At 66.7% G+C, this 25,489-nt stretch carries 24 protein-coding genes and 1 pseudogene; 10 read left to right on the top strand and 15 right to left on the bottom strand.

Features of this window, described 5'->3' with window-relative positions; all coding sequences use genetic code 11:
- Window positions 1–178: 178 nt before the first annotated feature.
- Both purD and AC1RWI_RS32490 read right to left on the bottom strand, forming a co-directional pair.
- Complete coding sequence (purD, locus tag AC1RWI_RS32485; RefSeq protein ID WP_492870394.1) at window positions 179–1,447, bottom strand: phosphoribosylamine--glycine ligase; 1,269 nt, start codon at window positions 1,445–1,447, stop codon at window positions 179–181.
- A 105-nt stretch (window positions 1,448–1,552) separates the two neighbouring features.
- Window positions 1,553–2,278, bottom strand: a complete 726-nt coding sequence (locus AC1RWI_RS32490; RefSeq protein WP_492870395.1) for a YebC/PmpR family DNA-binding transcriptional regulator — start codon at window positions 2,276–2,278, stop codon at window positions 1,553–1,555.
- 258 nt (window positions 2,279–2,536) lie between these two features.
- Here AC1RWI_RS32490 and AC1RWI_RS32495 point away from each other — a divergent pair, with 258 nt between their 5' ends.
- Window positions 2,537–4,087 carry a helicase HerA-like C-terminal domain-containing protein gene (locus AC1RWI_RS32495; protein WP_043344560.1) on the top strand — a complete coding sequence of 517 codons (1,551 nt, stop codon included), beginning with the start codon at window positions 2,537–2,539 and terminating at the stop codon, window positions 4,085–4,087.
- 130 nt (window positions 4,088–4,217) lie between these two features.
- Here AC1RWI_RS32495 and AC1RWI_RS32500 read toward each other — a convergent pair whose 3' ends face one another.
- The 4 genes from AC1RWI_RS32500 to AC1RWI_RS32515 form a co-directional block, all read right to left on the bottom strand.
- Window positions 4,218–4,364 carry a DUF3149 domain-containing protein gene (locus AC1RWI_RS32500; protein ID WP_006158366.1) on the bottom strand — a complete coding sequence of 49 codons (147 nt, stop codon included), beginning with the start codon at window positions 4,362–4,364 and terminating at the stop codon, window positions 4,218–4,220.
- 160 nt (window positions 4,365–4,524) lie between these two features.
- Window positions 4,525–5,175 carry a uracil phosphoribosyltransferase gene (gene upp / locus AC1RWI_RS32505; protein WP_043344561.1) on the bottom strand — a complete coding sequence of 217 codons (651 nt, stop codon included), beginning with the start codon at window positions 5,173–5,175 and terminating at the stop codon, window positions 4,525–4,527.
- 114 nt (window positions 5,176–5,289) lie between these two features.
- On the bottom strand, window positions 5,290–6,327 hold the full coding sequence (locus AC1RWI_RS32510; RefSeq protein WP_052494449.1) for a Bug family tripartite tricarboxylate transporter substrate binding protein: 1,038 nt from the start codon (window positions 6,325–6,327) through the stop codon (window positions 5,290–5,292).
- Between the two features lie 126 nt (window positions 6,328–6,453).
- Window positions 6,454–7,608, bottom strand: coding sequence for an acyltransferase family protein (locus AC1RWI_RS32515; protein ID WP_492870398.1), 1,155 nt, complete (start codon window positions 7,606–7,608; stop codon window positions 6,454–6,456).
- 413 nt (window positions 7,609–8,021) lie between these two features.
- On the opposite strand from AC1RWI_RS32515, the gene AC1RWI_RS32520 reads away from it, so the two are divergent.
- The 4 genes from AC1RWI_RS32520 to AC1RWI_RS32535 all read left to right on the top strand — a co-directional run bounded on the left by AC1RWI_RS32520 (window position 8,022) and on the right by AC1RWI_RS32535 (window position 11,362).
- The gene (locus AC1RWI_RS32520; protein ID WP_236701977.1) at window positions 8,022–9,059 is read left to right on the top strand and encodes a DMT family transporter; all 1,038 of its coding nucleotides are present in this window, start codon (window positions 8,022–8,024) and stop codon (window positions 9,057–9,059) included.
- Between the two features lies 1 nt (window position 9,060).
- On the top strand, window positions 9,061–9,849 hold the full coding sequence (locus AC1RWI_RS32525; RefSeq protein ID WP_043344562.1) for an SDR family oxidoreductase: 789 nt from the start codon (window positions 9,061–9,063) through the stop codon (window positions 9,847–9,849).
- A 72-nt stretch (window positions 9,850–9,921) separates the two neighbouring features.
- On the top strand, window positions 9,922–10,308 hold the full coding sequence (locus tag AC1RWI_RS32530; protein ID WP_043344563.1) for a methylglyoxal synthase: 387 nt from the start codon (window positions 9,922–9,924) through the stop codon (window positions 10,306–10,308).
- A gap of 79 nt (window positions 10,309–10,387) precedes the next feature.
- Entirely contained in the window at window positions 10,388–11,362 is a 975-nt protein-coding gene (locus tag AC1RWI_RS32535; protein ID WP_043344564.1) for a quinone oxidoreductase family protein, read from the top strand.
- A gap of 31 nt (window positions 11,363–11,393) precedes the next feature.
- On the opposite strand, the gene AC1RWI_RS32540 is transcribed toward AC1RWI_RS32535, so the two are convergent.
- From AC1RWI_RS32540 to AC1RWI_RS32570, 7 genes are all read right to left on the bottom strand, one after another.
- The gene (locus AC1RWI_RS32540) at window positions 11,394–11,687 is read right to left on the bottom strand and encodes a YkvA family protein (RefSeq protein WP_043344566.1); all 294 of its coding nucleotides are present in this window, start codon (window positions 11,685–11,687) and stop codon (window positions 11,394–11,396) included.
- 243 nt (window positions 11,688–11,930) lie between these two features.
- The gene (locus AC1RWI_RS32545) at window positions 11,931–13,076 is read right to left on the bottom strand and encodes a BMP family ABC transporter substrate-binding protein (RefSeq protein WP_043344567.1); all 1,146 of its coding nucleotides are present in this window, start codon (window positions 13,074–13,076) and stop codon (window positions 11,931–11,933) included.
- Window positions 13,077–13,258: 182 nt separating this feature from the next.
- Entirely contained in the window at window positions 13,259–14,179 is a 921-nt protein-coding gene (locus tag AC1RWI_RS32550) for an ABC transporter permease (protein WP_043344569.1), read from the bottom strand.
- Between the two features lie 16 nt (window positions 14,180–14,195).
- The gene (locus AC1RWI_RS32555; RefSeq protein ID WP_043344571.1) at window positions 14,196–15,296 is read right to left on the bottom strand and encodes an ABC transporter permease; all 1,101 of its coding nucleotides are present in this window, start codon (window positions 15,294–15,296) and stop codon (window positions 14,196–14,198) included.
- Window positions 15,289–16,878, bottom strand: a complete 1,590-nt coding sequence (locus AC1RWI_RS32560) for an ABC transporter ATP-binding protein (RefSeq protein ID WP_043344573.1) — start codon at window positions 16,876–16,878, stop codon at window positions 15,289–15,291. Before AC1RWI_RS32560 ends, AC1RWI_RS32555 begins: the two co-directional genes overlap by 8 nt.
- A gap of 426 nt (window positions 16,879–17,304) precedes the next feature.
- Window positions 17,305–18,243: a pirin family protein gene (locus AC1RWI_RS32565; protein ID WP_043344575.1), complete on the bottom strand. Its 939-nt coding sequence runs from the start codon at window positions 18,241–18,243 to the stop codon at window positions 17,305–17,307.
- A gap of 149 nt (window positions 18,244–18,392) precedes the next feature.
- Complete coding sequence (locus AC1RWI_RS32570) at window positions 18,393–18,761, bottom strand: hypothetical protein (protein ID WP_144409740.1); 369 nt, start codon at window positions 18,759–18,761, stop codon at window positions 18,393–18,395.
- Window positions 18,762–18,949: 188 nt separating this feature from the next.
- Here AC1RWI_RS32570 and AC1RWI_RS32575 point away from each other — a divergent pair, with 188 nt between their 5' ends.
- The 4 genes from AC1RWI_RS32575 to AC1RWI_RS32590 all read left to right on the top strand — a co-directional run bounded on the left by AC1RWI_RS32575 (window position 18,950) and on the right by AC1RWI_RS32590 (window position 22,484).
- Window positions 18,950–19,666, top strand: a complete 717-nt coding sequence (locus AC1RWI_RS32575; RefSeq protein ID WP_174423121.1) for an ABC transporter permease — start codon at window positions 18,950–18,952, stop codon at window positions 19,664–19,666.
- A 97-nt stretch (window positions 19,667–19,763) separates the two neighbouring features.
- The gene (locus AC1RWI_RS32580; RefSeq protein ID WP_492870402.1) at window positions 19,764–20,648 is read left to right on the top strand and encodes a glycine betaine ABC transporter substrate-binding protein; all 885 of its coding nucleotides are present in this window, start codon (window positions 19,764–19,766) and stop codon (window positions 20,646–20,648) included.
- 10 nt (window positions 20,649–20,658) lie between these two features.
- On the top strand, window positions 20,659–21,306 hold the full coding sequence (locus AC1RWI_RS32585; RefSeq protein WP_492870400.1) for an ABC transporter permease: 648 nt from the start codon (window positions 20,659–20,661) through the stop codon (window positions 21,304–21,306).
- A gap of 2 nt (window positions 21,307–21,308) precedes the next feature.
- Window positions 21,309–22,484 (top strand): osmoprotectant ABC transporter ATP-binding protein OsmV, encoded by a 1,176-nt coding sequence (locus AC1RWI_RS32590; protein WP_043344582.1) that lies wholly within the window; start codon window positions 21,309–21,311, stop codon window positions 22,482–22,484.
- Between the two features lie 86 nt (window positions 22,485–22,570).
- On the opposite strand, the gene AC1RWI_RS32595 is transcribed toward AC1RWI_RS32590, so the two are convergent.
- Together AC1RWI_RS32595 and AC1RWI_RS32600 are read right to left on the bottom strand one after the other, a co-directional pair.
- Window positions 22,571–24,148 carry an aldehyde dehydrogenase (NADP(+)) gene (locus tag AC1RWI_RS32595; RefSeq protein WP_492870401.1) on the bottom strand — a complete coding sequence of 526 codons (1,578 nt, stop codon included), beginning with the start codon at window positions 24,146–24,148 and terminating at the stop codon, window positions 22,571–22,573.
- Window positions 24,149–24,359: 211 nt separating this feature from the next.
- On the bottom strand, window positions 24,360–25,106 hold the full coding sequence (locus AC1RWI_RS32600) for a FadR/GntR family transcriptional regulator (RefSeq protein WP_043344587.1): 747 nt from the start codon (window positions 25,104–25,106) through the stop codon (window positions 24,360–24,362).
- 228 nt (window positions 25,107–25,334) lie between these two features.
- Between AC1RWI_RS32600 and gudD the strand changes: the two are divergent.
- Window positions 25,335–25,489: pseudogene (gene gudD / locus AC1RWI_RS32605) on the top strand (glucarate dehydratase); the annotation flags it as partial.

A 25,489-nucleotide genomic window follows, 5' to 3' on the forward strand; every position in this document is an offset into this window, starting at 1 on the left:
GGTTGACTGACCTGCCCGGCCGTCATGGCGATGTCATGATTGTACTGGCTGAGGCAACGCCTGGCCGGATTCGGCTGATTCAGCACGAACCACCGTAAAGGGCGAAGAAATCGTAGTGGGCAGCCCATGGCGGGCACCGCAGGGCTCGCCATGGGTCGCGCAGCAGATTTATCGTCCGTTACCGTTTGATGGCACGGTAGCCGATGTCGGTACGGTACTGCATGCCGTCGAAGTGGATCTTCTCGGCCGCGCCATAAGCCGCGCGCTGCGCCGCCTTGACGGTATCGGCCAGCCCGACCACGCACAATACGCGGCCGCCCGTGGTCAGCAGCGTGCCGCCGTTGAGCGTGGTGCCGGCGTGGAAGGTCACGCTGTCGTCGGTCTCGGCCGGGATGCCGGTAATGGCATCGCCCTTGCGCGGCGCATCGGGATAGCCAAAGGCGGCCATCACCACGCCCAGCGCGGTGCGGCGGTCCCAGTCCAGTTCGATCTCGTCGAGCTTGCCGTTGACGGCGTGCTCCATCACATCGACCAGATCGGTCTTCAGGCGCGCCAGGATCGGCTGGGTTTCCGGGTCGCCCATGCGGCAGTTGAACTCCAGCGTCTTCAGGTTGCTTTCGCTGTCGATCATCAGGCCGGCATAGAGGAATCCGGTGTACGTGATGCCGTCTTTTTCCATGCCACGCACGGTCGGCATGATGATCTCGCGCAGCGCGCGGGCATGCAGCGCGGGCGTGACCACCGGGGCCGGCGAGTACGCGCCCATGCCGCCGGTATTGGGGCCGGCGTCGTGATCGAGCAGGCGCTTGTGGTCCTGGCTGGTGGCGAGTGCCAGGACGTTCTTGCCGTCTACCAGCACGATGAAGCTGGCTTCCTCGCCCTCGAGGAATTCCTCGATCACCACGCGTGCGCCGGCGTCGCCGAGGCGATTGTCGGCCAGCATCATGTCGACCGCGGCGTGCGCTTCTTCCAGCGTGGCGGCAACCACCACGCCCTTGCCGGCGGCCAGGCCGTCGGCCTTGATCACGATCGGCGCGCCTTGCGCATCGATATACGCGTGCGCGGCGGCGGCGTCGTTGAAGGTCTGGTAGGCGGCGGTCGGGATGCCGTGGCGCTGCATGAAGGCCTTGGCGAAATCCTTGGAGGATTCCAGTTGGGCCGCCGCCTGCGTCGGGCCGAAGATGCGCAGGCCCTTGGCACGGAAGATATCGACGATGCCGGCCGCCAGCGGCGCTTCGGGGCCGACCACCGTGAAGCTCACGCCTTCGCGCTCGGCGAAGGCGGCGAGCACTTCCGGATCGGTCAGGGGCACGTTCTGCAGCCGCTTGTCGAGCGCGGTGCCGCCGTTGCCCGGCGCCACGTACACCACCTGCACCTTGGGCGACTGGGCCAATTTCCAGGCCATCGCGTGTTCACGACCACCCGAGCCGACAACCAATACTTTCATGATCTACTGCCAGAAAAAATGACGCATGCGAAATGCGAAAAGCGGCAGCCATGGCTCATCGAACCGCGCTGCCGCCGTGAGGCGAGGTCTTGTCCGATCCCCGCCTTACTCCTCGATCACCGCGTTGGTGAAGACTTCCTGCACGTCGTCCAGGTTTTCCAGGGCGTCGAGCAGCTTTTGCATCTTGATGGCATCGTCGCCGGCGAAGCTGACTTCGTTCTGGGGCTTCATCGTGACGTCGGCCATCTCGGCCTTGAAGCCCGCGGCTTCCAGTGCGGCCTTGACCGTGCCGAAGTCATTAGGCGGGCACAGCACTTCGATCGAGCCGTCGTCGTTGGTGACCACGTCGTCGGCGCCGGCTTCCAGCGCGGCTTCCATCAGCTTGTCCTCGGGCGTGCCGGGAGCAAACAGGAACTGGCCGCAATGGGTGAACATGAATGCCACGGAGCCTTCCGCGCCCATGTTGCCGCCGTTCTTGGAGAAGGCATGACGCACTTCGGCGACGGTACGGGTACGGTTGTCGGTCAGGCAGTCGACGATGATCGCCGCGCCGGCAAGGCCGTAGCCCTCGTAGCGGATTTCTTCATAGTTGGCGCCTTCCAGGCCACCCACGCCGCGCTGGATGGCGCGCTGGATATTGTCCTTGGGCATGTTCGCATCCATTGCCTTGTCCATGGACAGGCGCAGGCGCGGGTTGGAGTCGGGATCAGCGCCGCCGAGCTTCGCGGCGACGGTGATTTCCTTGATCAGGCGGGTCCAGACCTTGCCGCGCCTGGAGTCAGCCGCGGCCTTCTTGTGTTTGATATTGGCCCATTTTGAGTGACCGGCCATGATTCTCTCCGAAGCGGAAAATGTTTGACGCGCGCGCCTTGGCTTTGCGCGCCGGCTGTGCCGGGCGGGCAACGGGTGCTCGCTGGCGGCGCGCCGGGTGGTTTATGTGTCTGTGAGCCGGCCTTGGGGGCTGGCATAATCAGCCAAGCATTTTATCACGCGGCCCCGCCGCCGCCGGCCTCCCGATCACGGGCGCCGCCGGGAAGGGCGGGGGCGGTCGCGGCGAAAGCGCCGCGCGGCTTGCCAACCAGAGAGACCATGGCCGAACCCATCATCATCGCCAAGAACGCCGAGCTGGAACTTGCCCTGCTGCCCGAGATGGGCAACCGGCACGGCTTGATCACCGGCGCCACCGGCACCGGCAAGACCGTGACCCTGCAAAGCCTGGCCCAGGGCTTCTCCCGGCTGGGCGTGCCGGTCTTCATGGCTGATGTCAAAGGTGACCTGACCGGCATTTCCCAGCCGGGCAAGCTCTCCGACAAACTCAAGGCACGCCTGGCCGAGCTCGGCCTGCCCGAGCCGGTGTGGGGCGCCTGCCCCACCACCCTGTGGGATGTGTTCGGGCAAAAGGGCCATCCCGTGCGCGCCACGGTCTCCCACATGGGGCCGCTGCTGCTGTCGCGCATGCTGGAACTCAACGACACCCAGCAGGGCGTGCTCAACCTGGTCTTCCGCATCGCTGACGCCAACGGGCTGCTGCTGCTCGACGCCAAGGACCTGCGCGCCATGCTGCAGTATGTGGGCGATAACGCCGGGCAGTTCACCACCGAATACGGCAACATCTCCGCGGCCTCGATCGGGGCCATCCAGCGCGGGCTGATGGCGCTGGAGTCGCAAGGCGCCGACGTGTTCTTCGGCGAGCCCATGCTCAACCTGGACGACTTCATCCAGACCGAGAACGGGCAGGGCGTGGTGAACATCCTGGCCGCCGACAAGCTGCTGAATTCGCCCCAGCTCTACGCCACTTTCCTGCTCTGGCTGTTGTCGGAGCTGTTCGAGAAACTGCCCGAGGCGGGCGATCTTGACAAGCCCAAGCTGGTGTTCTTTTTCGACGAGGCGCACCTGCTGTTCAACGATGCGCCCAAGGCACTGCTCGACAAGATCGAGCAGGTGGTGCGGCTGATCCGCTCCAAGGGCGTTGGCGTGTATTTCGTCACGCAGAATCCTGTCGACATCCCCGATACCGTGCTGGGCCAGCTTGGCAACCGCGTGCAGCACGCGCTGCGCGCCTTCACGCCGCGTGACCAGAAGGCCGTCAAGGTGGCGGCTACCACCATGCGGGCCAAGCCGGGGCTGGATCTGGAAAAAGCCATCGGGGAGCTCGGCGTGGGCGAGGCGCTGGTGTCGTTGCTGGACGCCAAGGGCATCCCCGGCATGACGGAGCGCGCCTGGGTGCTGGCGCCTGGCAGCCGGATCGGCCCGATCACCGACGACGAGCGCAAACAGTTGCTGGCGAACTCGCTGGTGGCCGGCACCTATGAGCAGACCATCGATCGCGAGTCGGCCTACGAGAAGCTCAAGGGCCGTGCCGCCGTGCCCGCGGCTGCTCCCGCTGCTGGCGGCGGCGCACCCGCGCCCGTGCCCACGGCCGGCCAGCCCGAAGCCCCGCCCGCACAGGGCGGCGGCTGGCTGGAACAGGCGGGCGAGATCTTCGGCGGGCTGACCAAGGGCACGGGCAAGACCGGGCGCGGCGATTCCATCCTGGAGTCGATGGCCAAGTCGGCCGCGCGCACGGTAGGCTCGCAGGTCGGGCGCGAGCTGATTCGCGGCGTGCTGGGCAGCTTGCTGGGCTCGGGCAAGAAGAAGTAGGGTAGGGGGGCACCCCTAGGCCGCTCCGGTGTGCCACGCCCGGCGAGATCGGTGGGCGCGGCGCATAGCCATGGCGTGGTATCGGCCAGCCGGTCCGTCGGCGATCACGCCAGCGCGCGGGGCTTGCCTCTTAGCGGCGTTGCGCCGCTGCCTCGTCCTCCCGCATCTTGCGCAGGAACAGCCGGGTGAAGAACCAGCCCATGCCGATGATGAAGGCAATGACGGCCAGGCTCATCAGCCCGGTGGGGGTCGAAAACAGGATCTTCAAGGCTGCCATGTGGGTCTCCCAAGTCAGGTGAGGCACACCGTCCGGTATGCCGCTGCCGATAGTCTAGGGAGAGCAGTGGCCAGGGAGATTGAGGCCGGTCAAGCCGGGCGCAGACAGCGTTCGTATCGGGCCCGGATCCTGGGATTGGCCTCGGGGCGGGCAGTAAAACTCAGTTTTTGGTGCCGAACAGCCGGTCGCCCGCATCGCCCAGGCCGGGGATGATGTAGGCGTGCTCGTCCAGGTGGCTGTCCAGGGAGGCGACGAACAGTTTCACGCCGGGATGTGCCTTCTGGAATACTTCGACGCCTTCCGGCGCAGCTACCAGCGCCACGAACGTAATCGCATCGTCCTTGACACCGCGGCGCTTGAGCACATCCACCGCATGCGCGGCGGAGTAGCCGGTGGCGACCATCGGGTCGCACAGGATAAAGCTGCGGTCTTCCACGTCGGGCAGGCGCACCAGGTATTCCACCGGGCGGTGCTGGTCGTCGCGGTAGACGCCGATATGGCCGATGCGGGCCGAGGGAATCAGCTCGACCAGGCCGTCGCTCATGCCCACGCCGGCGCGCAGCACCGGCACGATGGTGAGTTTCTTGCCGGCGATCACCGGTGCGTCCAGCTCCACCAAGGGCGTCTCGATGCGGCGCGTGGTCAGCGGCAGGTCGCGCGTGATTTCATAGCCCATCAGCAGCGTGATCTCCCGCAGCAGCTCGCGGAACGTGCGCGTGGAGGTGTCCTTGTCGCGCATATGGGAGAGCTTGTGCTGGATCAGCGGGTGATCGAGGATGTACAGCTTGGGGAAACGCGGATCTTGCTTCATGGCGGGTAGGCGGCAGGAGTGGGCGCGAGGGCCCGTTGCAGCCGGATTGTAATGGATGCGCAGCCGCGCGCCCCCGGCGATCCTCCCGCCGCAAGCGCGCAGCCCCGGCTGCGCTCAATCCACCGAGATGCTGGCGCTCTTGGCGACCTTGCCGAATTTCTCGTACTCGGACAGCGTCAGCGACTGCAGGTCAGCCGCGCTCGAGCCCTTGGGGTTGAAGCCTGCCTGCCCGAGTTTGTCCTTTACGTCCGCATTGCCCAGCGCCGCGACGAAGGCGGCATTGAGTGCCTGCACCACCGGCGCGGGCAGCCCGGCCGGGCCGTATACGCCGAACCACGGCTCGACGGCGTAGCCCGCCAGGCCGGCCTCGGCCAGCGTCGGCACGTTCGGCAGCGCCGGCGAGCGGCTCTTGCCGGCCACCGCCAGCGCGCGCAGCTTGCCGCCCTGGATGTGCGGCAGCGAGGCGGGCAGGTTGTCGAACATCACCTGCAAGTGGCCGCCCAGCATGTCGTTGATAGCCGGGCTGCTGCCCTTGTATGGCACATGGGTCAGGCCCGTTTGCGTCATCTGCGAGAACATCGCGCCCGCCAAGTGCATGGACGTGCCGGTGCCCGCGGTGGCGTAGGTCAGGCCGGGATGGGCCTTGGCGTAGCTGACCAGCTCGGCCACGTTCTTCACCGGCAGGCTGTTGCTGACTTCCAGCACGATGGTCGAGGTGCCAAGCAGGCTGACCGCGGTGAAATCCTTGCGCGGGTCGAACGGCACGTGCTTGTAGATATGCGGGTTCAACGCATTGGTCGAGATGGCGCCGAAGCCGATGGTGTAGCCGTCCGGCGCGGCCTTGGCGACCGCCTCCATGCCGATATTGCCGCCAGCGCCGGGGCGGTTCTCGACCACCACGGGCTGGCCAAGTTTCTCCGCGACCTTCTGGCCGACCGTGCGCGCCACGAGGTCGGTGGTGCCGCCTGCGGCGTAAGGCACGATGAAGCGGATTGGCTTGACGGGGTAATCGGCCGCGCTGGCGGCCGAGGGCAGCCAGCCGCTTGCGAGCACGGCAATCGCGGCGGCGATCAGCAGCGGGCGGGTAGCGGTCTGCTTTTCGACTGGAACGGGAATGCGCGAGGAAAGATTAGCGAGGGGTGCTGCCGTCATGAATGCTCCTGGTTTTTCTTATGCGGCGCGCGTTTGACGCGCCGACCGGCGAGCTTACGGCAGTTTCAGGCTGGCTGCCAGGGTTGCCAGTCAGGCAGGCTGGCTGGCCAGGCAACGGCATGGCGGCTAGATATTCTGCCCGCGCTGCGCCCCCGGCAGCGCCGGGCGCCCGAGCAGGCCGCGCACGCGCTGGGTATTGCGCTCGAACACCCAGTAGACCGCAAAGGCATAGGCATAGCAGCCCAGCAGGATCAGCGTGGCCAGGCCCAGGCTGCCGGCGCTGACAGGCAGGCGGACCTTGACCAGGGCCGCGGCGACGAACAGGGCCAGCGGGAAATGCGTCAGGTAGAGCGAGTACGAGAACCCGGAAGCCAACGTCGCCAGGCGCGACAAGCCAGCATGGCCGATGCGGATGCGGGTCGACAGCACGGCCAGCAACAGCACGAAGAAGCCCAGCGCGACAGCGGCATCGGCGTACGGCTTGTGCTTGGTCAGTGCAATGGCGGCCAGGAACACCAGCAGCGCCGGCAGCACCAGCCACTTGCGCCGCGCGATCGTTGCGATCTGCGTCAGCCGCGCTTCCAGGGCTTGCGCCAGCACGCCCAGCAGCCAGAACGAGAAGCCTTCGACCAGGCCGTGGAACAGGCTCATCGTGACCAGCGCCGCCACTGCGCACAGCAACACCTGCGGCGTGCGGCGCAGGTGCCAGGCGCCGTATAGCGCAGGGAACCAGAGGTAGTACCAGAATTCGTTGGCCAGGCTCCACAACGGCCCGTTGGAGCCATAGGTCTGGCAGGCAAGGGTTTGCAGGAACGCCGCGTTGCAAAACAATGCCGCGGCGCCGAGGTTATGCGAGATATCGATCTGCTGGGCCGCGTTGCCCTCGGTGCCCTGGTAGAACGGCCCCCACGCCAGGTGGATCCCGGCACTGTCCCAGAACAGCCCGAGCAGCAGCGCGGGCAGCAGCACGATCCATAGCCGTGTCATGCGGTCGGCCAGATAACTGCGCCAGGACCAGTCGCCACGCGTCATCTTGCGGCGCACGGTGCCGCCCACCAGGTAGCCCGAGAGCAGGAAGAACACGATCACGCATTCGTGGCCGACGCTGCATAGCGCATAGAACAACTGCAGCGCCACGCCGGCCGCGCCGCCATGCGGCCCGCTCGCCGCATAGTCGACGATGACCAGCGCCCGGACATGGCCAAGGCAGACCAGGCCCGCGGCCAGCGCGCGGATCAGGTCCAGTACATCGTATTGCTTGCTTCGGTCCGTGCCATCCACGACCAGTCTCCCCGTTCCGGCTCGCCAGGGCTGCGGTTGGCACAAGGCGGCACGCAGCGCGGGACTCTCCTTGGCAGAGCTTAGCCGGGCGGCTACGGCGTGAAGGTGCGCCGTCCCACATAGCGAAAGCCGAGGCACCGGAAGGAGGCGGCGCCACGCAGGCACCGCGGCCATCGGCACGACACATGCCACGGTATGGAAGATGTAGCCGGCGCGGTAGGCTGCTGCTTGCTGCCGCGGCTGGCGGCGTTGCAGGATGGTTCCTCAAAGGGAGGGTTGGGGCACGCCGCCCAACACCTGCGCGCAGCACAATGTGCCCCGGATGCAATTGCCTCTTTTCGAATACAATGGCTCGCGTCCCTGGCGGGCCGCCCGCGTCCAGCGGCGCGCGGCCCCACTATCCGGCTTCTCTCTTGTCTGCATCCCAACTTTCCCGCACCGTGCCTGCCGCCGAGCCGGCAGCGCAGCGCGCCGGCCTGGCCGTGGCTGCCGTCGGCGCCATCCTTTTTTCCGGCAAGGCGATCGTCGCCAAGCTGATGTACCGTTACCAGGTCGATGCGGTCATGGTCATCAGCCTGCGCATGCTGTTTGCCGTGCCGTTGTTCATGGCGATCGGCTGGTGGCAGTCGCGGCGCCTGCCGGCGCTGTCCTGGGCCGATCGCGGCCGCATCGTGTTCCTCGGCATCATCGGCTACTACCTGTCCAGCTTCCTCGACTTCCTCGGCTTGCAATACATCACGGCCGGGCTCGAGCGGCTGATCCTGTTCCTCACGCCGTCCTTCGTGCTGCTGGCCAGCGCCGTGCTGTTCAAGCGGCGCATCAGCTTGCGGCAGTGGCTTTCCCTGGCGCTGGCCTATATAGGCATCGTGCTGGTTTTCGCGCATGATCTCGACGTGAGCGGCGCCCAGGTGTGGCTTGGCGCCGCGCTGGTGCTCGGCAGCGCACTGACCTACGGCATCTACCTGATCGCGTCAGGCGAATTGGTGCAGCGCATCGGTTCGCTGCGGCTGGTGGCCTATGCGATGTGCGTTTCCACCGCGTGCTGCGTGGTGCAATATCTGGTGCTGCGCCGCCCGCTGGCGGAGCTGCTGCAGCCGGCCCCCGTGATGTGGCTTTCGCTAGTCAATTCCGTCTTCTGCACGGTGCTGCCGGTGTCGCTGACGATGGTGGCGGTGGCGCGCATCGGCGCGCCGATGGCGTCGCAGGCGGGTATGCTCGGACCGGTATCCACCCTGTTCCTGGGCTTCTGGCTGCTGGGCGAGCCGATCACCGGCGTGCAGCTCGCCGGCAGCGCGCTGGTGATGGGCGGGATATATTTGCTGTCGGCGCGCGGGGTGGCCAAGAGCGGGGCCGCGGGCAAGGCCCAGGCTGCTCGTCGCGGCGGCAATGCGATGGATACGCTGGATAACAAGCAGGCGGGTGGCCGCCTTGATGACACAAGGAGTCGATGAGATGGATCTAGGATTGCGCGGCAAGCATGCGCTGGTGTGTGGCGCCAGCAAGGGCCTCGGTTTTGCCTGCGCTGACGCGCTGGCTGCCGAAGGCGTGGATGTGGTGATCGTGGCGCGCGGCGCCGAGGCGCTGGAAAAAGCCGCGGCGGACCTGCGCGCGCGCCACGGCCGGCGCGTGATGGCGGTCGCCACCGACATCACCACCCCGGCGGGGCGAAAGCTGGCGCTGGAAGCCGTCGCCAAGCTGGGCGACCTGGACATCCTGGTCAACAATGCCGGCGGCCCGCCTCCGGGCAATTTCCGCGACTGGGACCGCGACGCCTGGCTGGCGGCGATCGACGCCAACATGCTGACCCCGATCGAGCTGATCAAGGCCACGGTGGACGGCATGATCGCGCGCAAATGGGGCCGCATCGTCAACATCACCAGCGGCGCCGTGAAGGCGCCGATCGATGTGCTCGGCCTGTCCAACGGCGCGCGCTCGGGCCTGACCGGCTTTGTCGCCGGCCTGGCGCGCGAAGTGGCGCAGCACGGCGTGACCGTGAACAACCTGCTGCCCGGCCCGTTCAATACGGATCGCCTCTACAAGACCATGGAAGGCGGCGCCAGGCAGGCCGGCCTGTCGATCGAGGAAGTCTCGAAGCGCCGCGCCGCGCAGAACCCGAGCCGCCGCTTTGGCGAGCCGGCCGAGTTTGGCGCCACCTGCGCCTTCCTGTGCAGCCGCCACGCCGCTTACATGACCGGGCAGAACGTGCTCCTCGACGGCGGCGCCTACCCCGGCACGTTCTAAGCGACTGCCGCGGGTGTTTTCCGGCCGGGCCGTGCGGGTCCGGCCTTTCTCTGATTGGCTAGGATGATGCCGATGACTCCCCCTCGTATTGCGCTGATTGCGCACGACCACAAGAAAGATGACATCGTGGCTTTTGCTGGCCGCCATCGCGATTTCCTGTCCCGTTGCGAACTGCTGGCCACCGGTACCACGGGCGGCCGCCTGAGCGACGAAATCGGCCTGACGGTGACGCGCATGCTCTCCGGCCCCTGGGGCGGCGACCTGCAGATCGGCGCGCAACTGGCCGAAGGCCGCGTGGGCGTGGTGATTTTCCTGCGCGACCCCATGACGCCGCAACCGCACGAGCCCGATATCAATGCCCTGGTGCGCGCCTGCGACGTGCACAACGTGCCCTGTGCCACCAATGTGGCCACCGCGGATCTGCTGATTGCGGAGCTGCGGCGGATGTACCCGGAGTAAGCCGCGTCGGGCTGATGCACTTCGGCATCAAGACGTACCAATACATACCAACACGCAGCAACTGGAAAAGGAGCGAGACATGAGCAAGGCCATCCGCATTTTCGAGACCGGCGGCCCGGAGGTGATGCAGTGGGTCGACGTCGAGGTGGGGGATCCCGGCCCCGGTGAGGTGCGCGTGCGGCACGAGGCGGTCGGCCTCAACTACATCGACGTGTATTTCCGCACCGGGCTGTACAAGCAGCCGCTGCCGGCTGGCCTCGGCATGGAAGGCGCCGGCGTGGTGGAGGCGGTTGGCGCGGGCGTGGGGCACCTGAGCGTGGGCGACCGTGTTGCTTATGCCGGCCGTCCCACTGGCGCCTATGCGCAGGTGCGGGTCATGCCGGCCGATATCGTGGTGCGCCTGCCGGACGCCATCTCGTTCGAGCAGGGCGCGGCGATGATGCTGCAGGGCCTGACCACGCAGTACCTGCTGCGCGACAGCTATCGCGTGCAGGCAGGAGACACCGTGCTGCTGCACGCCGCCGCGGGTGGCGTTGGCCTGATCGCCAGCCAATGGCTCAAGGCGCTGGGCGCCACCGTGATCGGTACCGCCGGCAGCGAGGAAAAAGCCGCGCTGGCGCGCGCGCATGGGTGCGACTACACCATCGTCTACACACGTGAATCCTTCGTCGACAAGGTCAAGGAAATCACCGGCGGCAAGGGCGTCGCCGCGGTCTACGACTCGGTTGGCAAGGATACCTTCAACGGCTCGCTGGATTGCCTGAAGCCGCGCGGCACCATGGTGGTGTTCGGCAATGCATCCGGCCCGGTGCCGCCGTTCGATCTGTCCGTGCTGGGCAACAAGGGTTCGCTGCGCATCACGCGGCCAACGCTGATGACCTATGTGGTCCATCGCGAATTGCTGGAGCCGATGGCGGCCGAGTTGTTCGAGATGGTGACCAGCGGCCGGGTGAAGATTGAAGTCCGCCAACGCTACGCGCTGGCGGATGTGGCGCAGGCGCATCGCGACCTGGAAGGCCGCAAGACCACTGGCACGACCGTGCTGCTGCCCTGAAGCGCAAGCCTGGTGCGAACCGCCGGCCCGTTTAGCGGGCTCGCACCGTCTGGGCGCCGGCGCGCGCCTCGGCCTGCCGCAACACGTGCGCGGGCAGGCGCCTGAGGATGAAGTGCACCGCCAGCGGGATCAGCACCACATCGTCCATCAGGCCAAGGCCGGGGATGAAGTCGGGAATCAGGTCAATGGGCGAAATGGCATACAGCACCAGGCCTAGCGCGGCCGGCTTCAACCAGCGTGGGGCGTCGGGATGGCGAAGCGCGTACCACAGCAGGCGGCCGTCGCGGCGCACCAGGGTCCACAGTGCCGAGAATCGTTTCCACATGAGGGGCCTCCTTCACTTTCCACAAATGCCAAGCGGCGCGGGCGATGGCGCCACTCGCAGATAGCTTGGGCCAATCTTCGGCGCTTCAAGTTCCGCGGGGCGTTCAGGTGGGGGAGGGGTGACCCGAAGGACATCCGGTGACGGACGTGCAGGGCAGGTGGCGGGGCGCGAGAAGCACCACGCCATCGTGCCGGCAGCGCTGCGAGCGCAGGCTGCCGGCAACCGCTAAACCGGCGCTGGTGATCAGCCCGGGATCTTGCCTTCCACGCCTTCGACGTAGAACTTGACGCCGTGCAGGAAGCCGTCGTCGGCTGCCTGGTCCTTGGCCAGCTGTTCCTTGCCGGTGTTGTCCTTGAGCGGACCCTTCCAGATCGGAGCCGAGCCGTCGGCGATGCCCTTCTTGCGCTCTTCCACCAGTGCCTTCACGTCATCCGGCACCACGGCGTTGAAGCCCTTCAGGTCGATCATGCCTTCCTTGACGCCCCACCACGTGGTGCCGTTCTTCCACTGGTTAGCCAGCACGTCGCCGACCACCTTGTTGTAGTAGACGCCCCACGAGATCACCGAGGCGGCCAGGTGGGCCTTCTCGCCGAACTTGCTCATGTCGCTGTCCCAGCCGAATGCGTACACGCCCTTTTCCTGTGCGGTCTGCACGACGGCGGCGGAGTCGGTGTTCTGCATCAGCATGTCCACGCCCTGGCCGATCAGCGTGGTAGCGGCTTCGCGCTCCTTGCCCGGATCAAACCACTTGTTCACCCACACCACCTTGACGGTGGCCTTGGGGTTGACGCTGCGCGCACCGATGGTGAACGAGTCGATGTTGCGGATCACCTCGGGGATGGGCACCGACGCCACCACGCCCATCTTGCCGGTCTTGCTCATCTTGCCGGCGACCACACCAGCCAGGTATGCGCCTTCATAGGTGCGCACGTCGTACTGGGCCAGGTTGTCGGCGGTCTTGAAGCCGGTGGCGTGCTCGAACTTCACGTCCGGGAATTCCTTGGCGACCTTGAGCATCGATTCCATGTAACCGAAGCTGGTGCCGAAGATGACCTTGTTGCCTTGCCCGGCGAGATCGCGGAACACGCGCTCGGCATCGGCGGCGGATTCGGGCACGTTCTCGACGAAGGACGTCTTCACCTTGTCGCCGTATTTTTCTTCCACGGCCTTGCGGCCGGCATCATGGGCGTAGGTCCAGCCGGCATCGCCGACCGGGCCGATGTAGACGAAGGCGACCTTGAGCGGCTCGGCCTTTTGCTCGGCGGCGGGAGCGGAGGCCGGAGCCGCGCTTTCCGCCGGCTTTTCGGCTTCTTTCTTGCCGCAGCCCGCGAGAGCCAGCACGGCGGTGGCAGCCAGTGCGGCGAGGGTTTTCCTGCGCGTGACGATCATGATTTCTCCTTGAAATGACCGGGGTACTGAGTACCGATGTTTTGATTAAGGTTGCAACTGTGGCTCTGAGCTACGAGGGGTTGAAGCCTGAAGTCTCTGACGGACTTTATAAAAGCAAAAACAAAAACAGAAAGCGCGGCGCTGCCCAGCGCGGCGCCGGGCAGGCACGGCCACAGCATCGGTCAGGCGGCACCCGGGCGGAACGGCTTGCCCAGCGAGGCCGGCATGTTCAGACGGATCCACGCTGGGTTGCGCGAGATCAGCGCCAGCACGACGATGGTCGCGGCATAGGGCAGCATCGACAGGATCTGCGACGGCACCGATACACCAATGCCCTGCAGGTAGAACTGCAGGATGGTGACGCCGCCGAACAGCCAGGCTCCGGCCCAGACGCGGCCCGGGCGCCAGGTGGCGAAGGTGGTCAGCGCCAGCGCGATCCAGCCACGGCCGGCCACCAGGTTTTCCACCCACATCGGCGTGTACACCAGCGACAGGTAGGCGCCGGCCAGCCCGCAGCAGGCGCCGCCGAACAACAGCGCGCCAAAGCGGATCAGGCGCACCGGATAGCCCAGCGCATGCGCGGATTCCGGCGATTCGCCGATCGCGCGCAGCGTCAGCCCCGCGCGCGTGCGAAACAGGAACCACATGATGGCGCCGCACAGGAACAGGCTGAAATACACCATCCAGTGCTGCTGGAAGAAGGCCGGCCCGAAGAACGGAATATCGGCCAGCCAGGGAATCGACTTGGCCTGCGACGGCATCGCAAAGCCAACAAAGCGCTGGCCCATGAATGCCGACAGCCCGGTGCCGAAGATCGACAGCGCCAGGCCGGTGGCGACCTGGTTGGTGGCCAGCACCAGCGCCAGCCACGAGAACAGCGTGGCCATCAGCATGCCAGCCAGCGCGCCGGCGGCAAAGCCGATCAGCGGCGACTGGGTTTGGTAGCCGACCATGAAGCCGAACGCGGCGGCGACCAGCATCATGCCTTCGGCGCCCAGGTTGAGCACGCCGGCGCGTTCGTTGATGAGCAAGCCAAGCGCCGCCAGTAGCAACGGCGTGCCGGCGTTGATCGCGGTGGCGATAAGAGGGGCGAGTTGTTCCATGTCTTGGGGGTTCCGCTCAGGCGGCCTTGGCGCGCCAGCGCAGGCGGTTGTCGATCAGCGTATCGCTGGCCAGCAGGAAGAACAGCAGCATGCCCTGGAACACCGAGCCCAGCGCCGAAGGCAGGCCCAGGCGCGACTGAGCCATTTCGCCGCCGATATAGAACAGCGACATGACGATGCCGCCGAACACGGTGCCCACCGGATGCAGGCGGCCCACGAAGGCCACGATGATCGCGGTGAAGCCGTAGCCGGGCGAGATCGAGGGCAGTAACTGGCCGATCGGGCCCGTGACTTCGAACGCGCCCGCCAGGCCGGCGGTGCCGCCGGAGATCATCAGTGCGCTCCACAGTGAACGGCGCGCCGAGAAGCCGGCATAGCGCGCCGCCGCCGGGGCGGTGCCGCCCACCTGCAGGCGGTAGCCCGCGAAGCTGCGGAAGATGAAAACGGTCATCAGCACCACCAGCACCAGCATCACCACAAAGCCCGCGTGCAGGCGCGAGCCCGACATCAGGTTGGGCAGCAGGAACTCGGAGGAGAACACCTTGGACTGCGGGAAGTTCATGCCGTTGGGATCCTTCAGCGGCCCATTGACCACGTACAGCATCAACTGCTGCGCGATATAGGTCAGCATCAGTGACACCAGGATCTCGTTGGCGTTGAACTTGTCCTTGAGCGCGGCGGTGAGCGATGCCCAGAACATGCCGCCGGCCACGCCGGCCAGCGAGGCCAGCACCAGCACCACGGTGCCGTTCACGCCATGGCCCGGCACATCGAAGTACAAGACGGTGGCGCCGGCGAAGATGCCGCCGACGATGAGCTGGCCATCCGCGCCGATGTTCCAGATATTGGCGCGATAGCACACGGAAAGCCCGAGCGCGCACAGTACCAGCGGCACGGTCTTGAGCAGCACTTCGCCGATGGCGCGGCGGTCTTTGAGCGGGTCGATCAGGAACACCTTGAGCGCGGCCACCGGATCCTTGCCGAGCAGCAGGAACAGCAGCGCGCCGAAGGCCAGCGTCAAGGCCAGCGCGATGAAGGGCGAGGCATAGGCCATGCGGCGCGAGGGCAACCCGCGCGGTGCCAGCGACAGTGGCGAGCGAGGGAGGAAATCAGCCATGGTGCACGGCCTCCTCTTGTTCGCGCCGGCCGCCTGGCCCGCCTTCCCAAAGACCGCTCATCCACAGGCCCACCTGCTCTCGCGTGGCGTCCCGCGTTGGAATCGACGGCGACAACCGGCCCTTGGCAATCACGTGCAGGCGATCGCAGATGGCGAACAGTTCGTCCAGTTCTTCCGACACCACCAGCAATGCGCAGCCGGTGGCCTTGAGCGCCAGCAGCTCGTTGTGGATCTGCGCCGCGGCGCCCACATCCACGCCCCAGGTCGGCTGGGCCACGATCAGTACCTTCGGGCCGCTTTCGATCTCGCGGCCGACGATGAATTTCTGCAGGTTGCCGCCCGACAGGCTCTTGGCCAGCGCGTGGGGCCCGCTGGCCTTCACGCGCAAGCGCGCGATCACGGCCTGCGCCAGGCCTGCGGCGGCCTTGGGGGAAATCATGCCGCGCTGCACATAGGGCGCGGACTGGTGCGAAAGCAGGATATTCGCGGCCAGGCTCATGCCCGGCACGGCGCCACGGCCGAGGCGTTCCTCGGGCACGAAGGCCAGCCCGGCACGGCGCCGCTGGCGCGCGTCCAGCTTGCCCACCGGTTTGTTGTCCAGCGTGATGGCATCGCGCGCGGCGCGCACATCCTCGCCCGACAGCGCCGCCAGCAATTCCTGCTGGCCGTTGCCGGACACGCCGGCGATGCCAACGATCTCGCCGGCGCGCAGGTCCAGCGAAATGCCGGCAAGTTCCGTCGCGAACGCATGCGAGCGCGGCAGCGAGAGTTCGCGCACCGCCAGCCGGCAGACGCCAGGCTCGGTCTGCACGCGTGCCTCGCGCGGCGGCTCGCCGCCGATCATCAGGCGCGACAGCGAGGCCGCGCTTTCCTGGCGCGGATCGCACACGCCGGTGACTCGGCCCATGCGCATCACGGTGGCGCTATGGCAAAGCTCGCGGATCTCGTCGAGCTTGTGGCTGATGTAGAGGATGCTGGTGCCTTCCGCCGCCAGCTGGCGCAGCGTGATGAAGAGGGTTTGCACCGCTTGCGGCGTCAGCACGGAAGTCGGCTCGTCCAGGATCAGCAGTTGCGGCTTGGCCAGCAGCGCCCGCACGATTTCCACGCGCTGGCGCTCGCCGACCGACAAGGTGTGCACATGGCGGTTCGGCTCCAGCGGCAGGCCATAGCGCAGGGCGGTTTCGCGGATCTGCTCGGCCAGCTGCTTCATATTGGTGCCCGCATGCGGGCTGCCGGCGGCCGTCTTGCTGCCCCGGGGCAGGCCAAGGGCTATGTTCTCGGCCACGGTCAGCGTGTCGAACAGCGAAAAATGCTGGAACACCATCGCGATGCCCAGGTTCCGTGCGTCGTGCGGATTGTGGATCGCGGCGCGCGCACCGTTGAAGTGCATGTCGCCGGCATCCGGCTTGACCGCGCCAAAGATGATTTTCATCAGGGTGGACTTGCCGGCGCCGTTCTCGCCGAGCACGGCGTGGATTTCGCCGGGGGCGACGACGAGGGACACGTCGTCGTTGGCGGTCACGCCGGGGTAGCGCTTGCTGATATGGGCAAGCGCCAGCCTTGGGGTTGTGCTTAAGGTCACTGAGGCGGCTCGAGTTGTTATGGCAGCAACGTGGATCAATGTTCGTTATGTATCGGGCAGCACCTGCTGCAGTGCGTGGGGCAGGATCGCCGTTACGCATTGCAGCAACCATCATTGGGCGGTGATGCCGTTTATTAACCGTGGATTATATAAGTGTGTGGGGTTCGGACGACCTGGCCAGGCCAGTTTTCTCGGCCCCACAACGGATACAAGCAGGTTGCAAGTCGCATGCCGGGCATTTTCGGCGGCTGCGTGGAAGGCCGGGCCGCCGAGGGCGGCCAGCATGGCCGATTGGCGCGAAACTGGCGTGCAGTTTGCGAAAAGCGTGGGGGAGTCACGAAGGGAGAGGGCCGGGGCCGGGGCCGGGCGCCCCGGGCAATGCCGGAATGGGGCAGCGCAATGCCGCCCCCGATGGCTCACAGCTTGTCAGGCGCCGTTGCTGAGCGCGATCTGGTTGAAGCGGCCTTCGCGGAAATCGGCCAGGGTCTGGTAGATCTCCTCCTGGGTGTTCATCACGAACGGCCCATACTGCACGATCGGCTCGCCCAGCGGCTTGCCCGCGATCAGCAGGAAGCGCGCATCGGCCGTGGCCGTGACATTGACCCCGTCAGCGCCGGCGGCGTTGTCCAGCACACCCATGCGCTGCGCTTCCAGCACGGCGGCGTTGCTGCCCGCGCCAACCGCGATCTCGCCGCGATAGGTGTACAGGAAGGCGTTATGCCCTTGCGGCAGCGCTTGCGAGAAGGTCTGCCCCGCCGGCAGCGAGACGTCCAGGTAGAGCGGCTCCGTGACCGGGCGCGTGACCGCGCCAGCCACCCCGTGCGAGGCGCCCGCCAGCACGCGCACGGTGGCGCCGCCCGGCAGCGCTACCGTGGGCACGGCGGCGGCCGGCAGGTCCCGGTACCAGGGCGCCGTCATCTTGTCCGCGGCGGGCAGGTTCAGCCACAACTGGAAGCCTTCCATGCGGCCGTCTTCCTGCTCGGGCATCTCCGAGTGCACCACGCCGGCGCCGGCCACCATCCACTGGGCGCCGCCGTTTTCCAGCAGGCCCTCGTTGCCGGCGCTGTCGCGATGGCGCATGCGGCCGGCCAGCATATAGGTGATGGTCTCGAAGCCGCGGTGCGGGTGGTCGGGGAAGCCGCCAATATAGTCGTCGCGGCTATCGGTGCCAAACGCGTCCAGCATCAGGAACGGGTCCAGGCGGCGCTGCAGGTTCTGCGTGAGCACGCGGGTGAGCTTGACACCGGCGCCGTCCGAGGTGGCGATGCCGCGCACCACGCGGTCGACCGCGCGTGAGCGCTGCACGGTTTCCGTGGCGGTGGCCGGGACGGTGGGGGTGGTAGGGCTGGCCGTGTGTTGTTCCATGATCGATCTCCTGTTGGTTGGGGGGGGGCGGCAATGGCGCGCGGCCCCGATGGCTACCCTCGTAATTTAAGGGTTTGGGCCAGAACCGGTAGAGGCCAACCGGGCAAAAGATTGTTCTGCCCATGGTACGGCTGGTCCCTCGACGCGCCTCAATTCTGGAACAACGCGAGTGGCGCCGGGATACCGGGCGAAGCCTGATAAATACGGCCGGAATACGGGCGGAAAGTGGCGCGAAAGCGCGGAGAAGGCGTGATGATGACAAGATCGCTGTAATTGGGTATAATAGCGCTCTCGTTGTCATCCGATGCCGCATAATCAAATTGAGTGGGCAGGGCCCGGCAGGCGCTTCTGAGTGCCGCCACAACCCCTTGCTTGCCCAAGCGTGGCACCGGCCGATTGATCCGGCGGCGCGTCGGAACCACCAAATTTGCGCTGCCACTGGCCTCCCGTTCCTGCATCTTGCAGCGGGTTGCGCCGCTTCCGGGACTCCCGCCCTTACCGGCACGGTGTCCCTTCAATTGGGTTTCCCGCTCTCCAGCGTGAAACCCGGCGTCCGTCCACCGGCTCATCTGCCGGTCATGGCGGGCAAGGCAATCTAGTCAGGGCCGGCGGGCCCCCATTTGCACCCGCCTGAGCCCACTTTGTTCGTCCGTCAATCCGGATGTGGTTTCTCGTGCCCACATCTGGCATGCGGACAGAGGGGAATATGTCCAAGCAATCCGTACAGGCGCTGGCCTGGGGATGTCTCACGCTCGCTGCGCTGGCCGCTCTGGTCACCTGGATTGGCGTGGATGTCATCCTGCAATATCAGGACCGCCTGTGGTACGACGTTGCCGACCACCTGCGCCTGGTGGCGTGGTCGATGGCGCTGGCGCTGGTCACTGGCATCCCGGCTGGCATCGGCCTGAGCCGCCCTTGCATGCGCCGCTGGGCCGACCGCCTGATGCAGGTCTTCAATATCGGCAATACCGTGCCATCGCTGGCGGTGCTGGCGCTGGCCCTGGCCGTGCTCGGCATTGGCGAGCGTCCCGCCATCCTGGCGCTGTGGCTGGCTTCGCTGCTGCCGATCGTGCGCAATACCTGCGAGGGCTTGCTCGGCGTTTCCCCGGCACTGACCGAGGCCGCGCGCGGCCTTGGCATGACCGCCATGCAGCGCCTGTTCCGGGTCGAGCTGCCCAACGCGCTGCCGGTGATCCTGGCGGGCGTGCGCATCAGCCTGGTGATCAATGTCGGCACGGTGCCGCTGTCCTTCCTGATCGGCGCCAACAGCCTGGGCGAATTGATTTTTCCCGGCATCTACCTGAACAACCAGCCCCTGCTGTTGCTGGGCGCCGCGGCCACAGCGCTGCTGGCGCTCGCCCTCGATGGCCTGTTTGCCGCTGCCGGTTATTGCTACCTGCGCCGCCGCGGGCTGGCACGCTAAGGCGCGCAGGGGCGCACCGAACATGAAGGAGAACCCGATGCATTTCATCACAAGCGTGCTGGCCCGCGCGGGCCACGCGGCCCGTGGCCAGGCACGCATGCTTGCGAGCCTCGCCGTGCTTGCCGCAGTGGCGGCCATGGCGCTGCCGGCGCAGGCCGATACCGTTCGCGTAGGCGGCAAGAATTTCACCGAACAGCTGATCCTGTCGTCGATGACAACGCAGTACCTGCAGGCCAAAGGCTTCACCACCGAGCTCACCGCCGGCCTGGGCAGCACGCTGATGCGCCAGGCCATGGAAAGCGGCCAGCTCGACGTGGTGTGGGACTACACCGGCACGGCGCTGATCGTGTTCAACAAGGTCGAGGAAAAGCTCGGCGCCGACGAGAGCTACGAGCGCGTCAAGACGCTTGACGCCGCGCGCGGCCTGATCTGGCTCGACGCCTCCGGCATCAACAACACCTATGCGCTGGCGATGCCGAGAAAGCGTGCCGAAGCCGCTGGCGTGACCACGTTGTCGGCCTTCGCCGAGAAGATGCGCGCCGCCGGCGAGGGCACCGCCCATCCGTTCGCGGTCGACATGGAGTTCGCCGCGCGTCCCGACGGGCTGGAACCGCTCAAGGGGCTCTACAAGCTGCCGTTCTCGCGCCGCGACGTGATCCAGCTCGATCCCGGCCTGGTCTACACCGCGCTGAAGAACGACCAGGTCGAACTGGGGCTGGTCTACACCACCGATGGCCGCGTCAAGGGCTTCGACCTGGTGCTGCTGGAAGACGACCAGCACTTCTTCCCCGCCTATAACGCGGTGCCCGTGGTGCGCAAGGCAACGCTGGATGCGCATCCCGAGCTCGCGGGCCTGCTCAACGCGCTGGCGGTCCAGCTCGACAACGCGGCCATGACCGCGATGAACTACAAGGTCGATATCGACCAGCAGCCGGTCGACAAGGTGGCGCAGGAATTCCTGCGCGACCGCGGCCTGATCTGAGGACGGCCGCATGGACTTGCTGACTTACCTACAACACAGCTGGCCGACGCTGCTCAAGCTCACCGGCCAGCACCTGGCGCTGGTGGGTTCCGCGGTGGGCCTGGCGATCGTCGTCGGCGTGCCGCTGGGCATCCTGTGCGCACGCTTCCGCTTTCTCGCCACGCCACTGCTGACGCTGGCCACCATCGTGCTGACCCTGCCGTCGATCGCGCTGTTCGGGCTGATGATCCCGATCTTCGCGCGCTTTGGCCACGCGCTGGGCTACGTGCCGGCGGTGACCGCGGTGTTCCTGTATTCGCTGCTGCCGATCATGCGCAATACCTGCGTGGCGCTGGCCAATGTCGACGACGGCATCCAGGAAGCCGGGCGCGGCATCGGCATGACCACCTGGCAGCGCATGCGGCTGGTGGATCTGCCGCTGGCCGTGCCCGTCATCCTCGGCGGCGTGCGTACCGCCGTGGTGATGAATATCGGCGTGGCCACCATTGCCGCCATCATCGGCGCGGGTGGCCTCGGGGTGCTGATCCTGCAAGCGATCAGCCAGAGCAATATGAGCAAGCTGGCGATCGGCGCGGTGCTGGTCAGCGTGCTCGCCATCGTGGCCGATGCCTGCCTGCAGTGGTTGCAGCGGGTGCTGACACCGAAAGGAATTCGCTGAACATGATTGAACTCGACCAACTCACCAAGACCTTCAGGCAAAAAGACGGCGCCGAAGTGCGCGCCGTCGATGCTGTTTCGCTCACGGTGCCCAAGGGCGAGATCTGCGTCTTCCTCGGCCCCTCGGGCTGCGGCAAGACCACCACGCTCAAGATGATCAACCGTTTGATCCAGCCGAGCTCCGGCCGCGTGCTGATCGACGGCGAGGACACCTCCCGCGTGGACGAAGTCACGCTGCGCCGCAAGATCGGCTACGTGATCCAGCAGATCGGCCTGTTCCCCAACATGACCATCGAGGAGAACATCATGGTGGTGCCGCGCCTGCTGGGCTGGGACAAGAAGCGCAGCCGCGAGCGCGCGCGCGAGCTGATGTCGATGGTGCAGCTCGATCCCGGCAAGATGCTCACCCGCTATCCGCGCGAACTCTCGGGCGGGCAGCAGCAGCGCATCGGCGTGATCCGCGCGCTGGCGGCGGATGCGCCCGTGCTGCTGATGGACGAGCCGTTCGGCGCGGTGGACCCGATCAACCGGGAGAGCATCCAGAACGAGTTCTTCCTGATGCAGCGCCAGCTCGGCAAGACCGTGATCATGGTCTCGCACGACATCGACGAGGCCATCAAGCTGGGCGACCGCGTGGCCGTGTTCCGCGGCGGCAAGCTGGTGCAGTTCGATCATCCCGATGCACTGCTGGCACGTCCGGCCGACGATTTCGTGCAAGCCTTCATCGGCCACGACAACACGCTCAAGCGCCTGCTGCTGGTGCGCGCCGGCGACGCCGCCACCATGGCGCAAACCTGCAGCTCCGGCATGCCGTTGGCGCAGGCGTTCGCCATCATGGACGAGGCCGACGTGCGTCACCTGCCGGTGGTGGACGACGCGCAGCGCGCGCTGGGCTACGTCACGCGGCGCGATGCGCGCGCCGGGCGGGGCGTGTGCGCGGATGCAATGCGGCCATTCATGGCGACCGCCGCGTTCGACGAGCACCTGCGCATCGTGCTCTCGCGCATGTACCAGCACAACACCAGCTGGCTGCCGGTGGTCGATGCCGATGGCGTCTACCTGGGCGAGGTCACGCAGGAGTCGATCGCCGACTATCTCAGCTCGGGCCGCTCGCGCGGGAATGCGCCGGTGATCCAGCCGCCGCAGGCGCCGGCTGCCATCGAGCGCAATGCCGCGTAATGTCGCGTAATACTCAGCTAGCGCGATAGAAAAAGGGCCGGAAATTCCGGCCCTTTTTCCATGCTTGCGCGCGGGATCAATCGGGATCAGTCGCGGGCCAGTTGCCCGTCGGTGAGGCGCCACACCTTCAGCGGGTTGCCATCCTGCAGCGCAGGCGGCAGCAGTTCCGCCGGCACGTTCTGGTAGCACACCGGGCGCAGGAAGCGCTCGATGGCGCTGGCGCCGACCGAGGTGGCGCGCGTGTCGGACGTGGCGGGGAACGGGCCGCCGTGCACCATGGCGTACGATACTTCCACGCCCGTCGGATAGCCGTTGAACAGCACGCGCCCGGCCTTGCGCTCGAGCACGGTCAGCAGGCTGCCTGCCTCGGCACGATCCCCCGCATCCGCTTGCACGGTGGCGGTCAGTTGGCCTTCCAGGCGGCGCGCTACCGCCAGCATCTCCTCGTGGTCACGGCATACGACCAGTACCGAGGATGGGCCAAACACTTCGGCTTCCATGCGGTGGTCCGCAAGAAAACGCTCCGCCGTGGTTTCGAACAGCGCGGGGCGGGCCTGGTTGGGGCCGCTGGCGGTCTGGCCACTGCCGATGCGGCGCAGCCCTTCGATATCGCTGAGCTGGGCCACGCCGTTGTCGTAAGCCTGGCTGATTCCGGGCGTCAGCATGGTCGCCGCCGCTTTTTCCGCCAACGCTGCAATCGCGCCCTGGCGGAACACGTCCAGCGCCGGGCTTTCCACTGCCAGCAGCAGGCCCGGGTTGGTGCAGAACTGGCCTACGCCCATCACCAGCGAATCCACCAGATTGCGCGCGATTTGCGCGCCGCGGGCGGCCAGGGCCGCGGGCAGCAGGAACACGGGGTTGATGCTGCTCATTTCCGCATAGACGGGGATCGGCTGGGGACGGCTGTTGGCCGTCTGCACCAGCGCCAGGCCGCCGCTGCGCGAGCCGGTGAAGCCCACTGCCTGGATCGACGGATGCGCGACCAGGGCCGTGCCCACGGCAACGCCCGCGCCCACCAGCAGCGAGAACACGCCTTCGGGCAGGCCGGCATCGGCCACGGCCTTCTGGATCACGCGCCCGACCAGCTCGGAGGTGCCGAGGTGGGCAGAGTGCGCCTTGACGACGACCGGGCAGCCGGCCGCCAGCGCGGATGCGGTATCGCCGCCGGCTACCGAAAACGCGAGCGGGAAATTGCTGGCGCCGAACACCGCCACCGGGCCGACCGCGATCTTCTGCAAGCGCAGGTCGGGGCGGGGCGGCGTGCGCTCCGGCAGGGCGGAGTCGAGTGTGGCGGATTGCCAGCGGCCATCGCGCAGCACGCTGGCGAACAGGCGTAGCTGGCCGGCGGTGCGGGCGCGCTCGCCCTGCAGACGCGCAACAGGCAATGCGCTCTCGGCGTGGGCGCGCTCGATCAGCGTATCGCCCAGGGCTTCCAGGCCGCTGGCGATCGATTCCAGGAACCTGGCGCGGGTCTCCGGCGAGGTGTTGCGGTAGGTGTCGAACGCGGCCTCGGCCAGTGCGCAGGCGCGCTCGGCCTCGGCGGCGGCGCCGCCATGGAACTCCGGTGCCAGGACTTCACCCGTGGCCGGGTTGGTGGCGTGGAGGATCTTGGTAGTGCCGCGCACTGCGCTGGCGCCGATCAGCATTTCGCCGGTAATGGTCATTAGCGTTTCCTGCTTTTCAACTGCAATCAAGTGGGAGCGCGCCATAGCTTGCGCTTGGGGCGGCTTGCATGTGGTCCCGGGCCGACACGCGGGACGCATAAACGGGGATATAGCTTCGCCGCGCTTTATTGTAAGACATCCTACAACATAGGGCGCTGGTTGGGCAAGCAGGAAATCCCGGACGCCGCCGGGATGCGCCGGCAGCCAGGCCCTAGCCGGCTTCCACCGCCGCCGACGCCTTGCGCAGGCGCTCGCGGCTGTTGGTCAGGTGCATGCGCATGGCGGCCTTGGCGCCTTCGGGGTCGCGCCGCTCAATGGCGTCAAAGATGTTCTCGTGCTCGATATTGACGCGCTCAAGGTACTGCTCACGCTCCTGCGCGCTGACATGCAGCCGGCTGCGCGGGATCACCATGGTGCCGAGGTGGCCCATGATGTCCGTGAAGTAGCGGTTGCCGGTGGCGCGCGCGATCAGCAGGTGGAACTCGAAATCGGCACTGACGGAATCCTCGCCGCCCGCCGCCGTGCGCTTGAGCTCATCGAGCGCGCCACGCATTGCCGTCAGTTGCTCATCGCTGCGCCGCGACGCTGCCAGGCTGGCCGCCTCGGCTTCCAGGCTGACGCGCAATTCCAGCATGGCCAGCACGTCCATGGCAGTGCCCATGGTGGCGGGATCGATGCGAAAGGGCGAGCCGTTCTCGGCGCTGCGCGCCAGCACGAAGGTGCCGATGCCGTGGCGGGTTTCCACCAGCCCGCTGGCCTGCAGCCGCGACAGCGCTTCGCGCACCACGGTGCGGCTGACGCCGAGCGCGGCCATGATCTCGGACTCGGTCGGCAGTTTGTCGCCCGGCTTGAGCTGGCCTTGCTGGATGCGTTCGCTCAGGTTGCTCACCGCCTCTTCGGCAAGCGTGCGGCCGCGGCGCCGCAGCGGGGGAGTGGAGGCAAACATCGGGTTTGACATGGTGATGGGCTGGGACTTGACCGGATCGCAATGCCCTTATTATACTGCGTCGTAAGTTATATGACGACCGATAACAGGTGTCTCCCGTTGCATAGGCTGTCGCCGTCGCGCCGGGAGCTGGCAAGCACCGCACACAAGGATCCGGCAGCAGCCGGCGCATCCAGACCGAGACAACCCGCAAGGGCCGGCAGCCAACGCGGCGAGCCGCTCTTCCTGCTGGAGTTCAACATGACCCAATCATCCCTTTGCGCCGCGCCCACGGCAGGCACGCCCGTGATCACCGAGCTGACCGTAGTGCCGGTGGCCGGCCACGACAGCATGCTGATGAACCTGTCCGGGGCGCACGGTCCGTTCTTCACCCGCAATATCGTCATCCTGAAAGA

This window comes from Cupriavidus sp. MPR-AND1C (assembly GCF_058809705.1).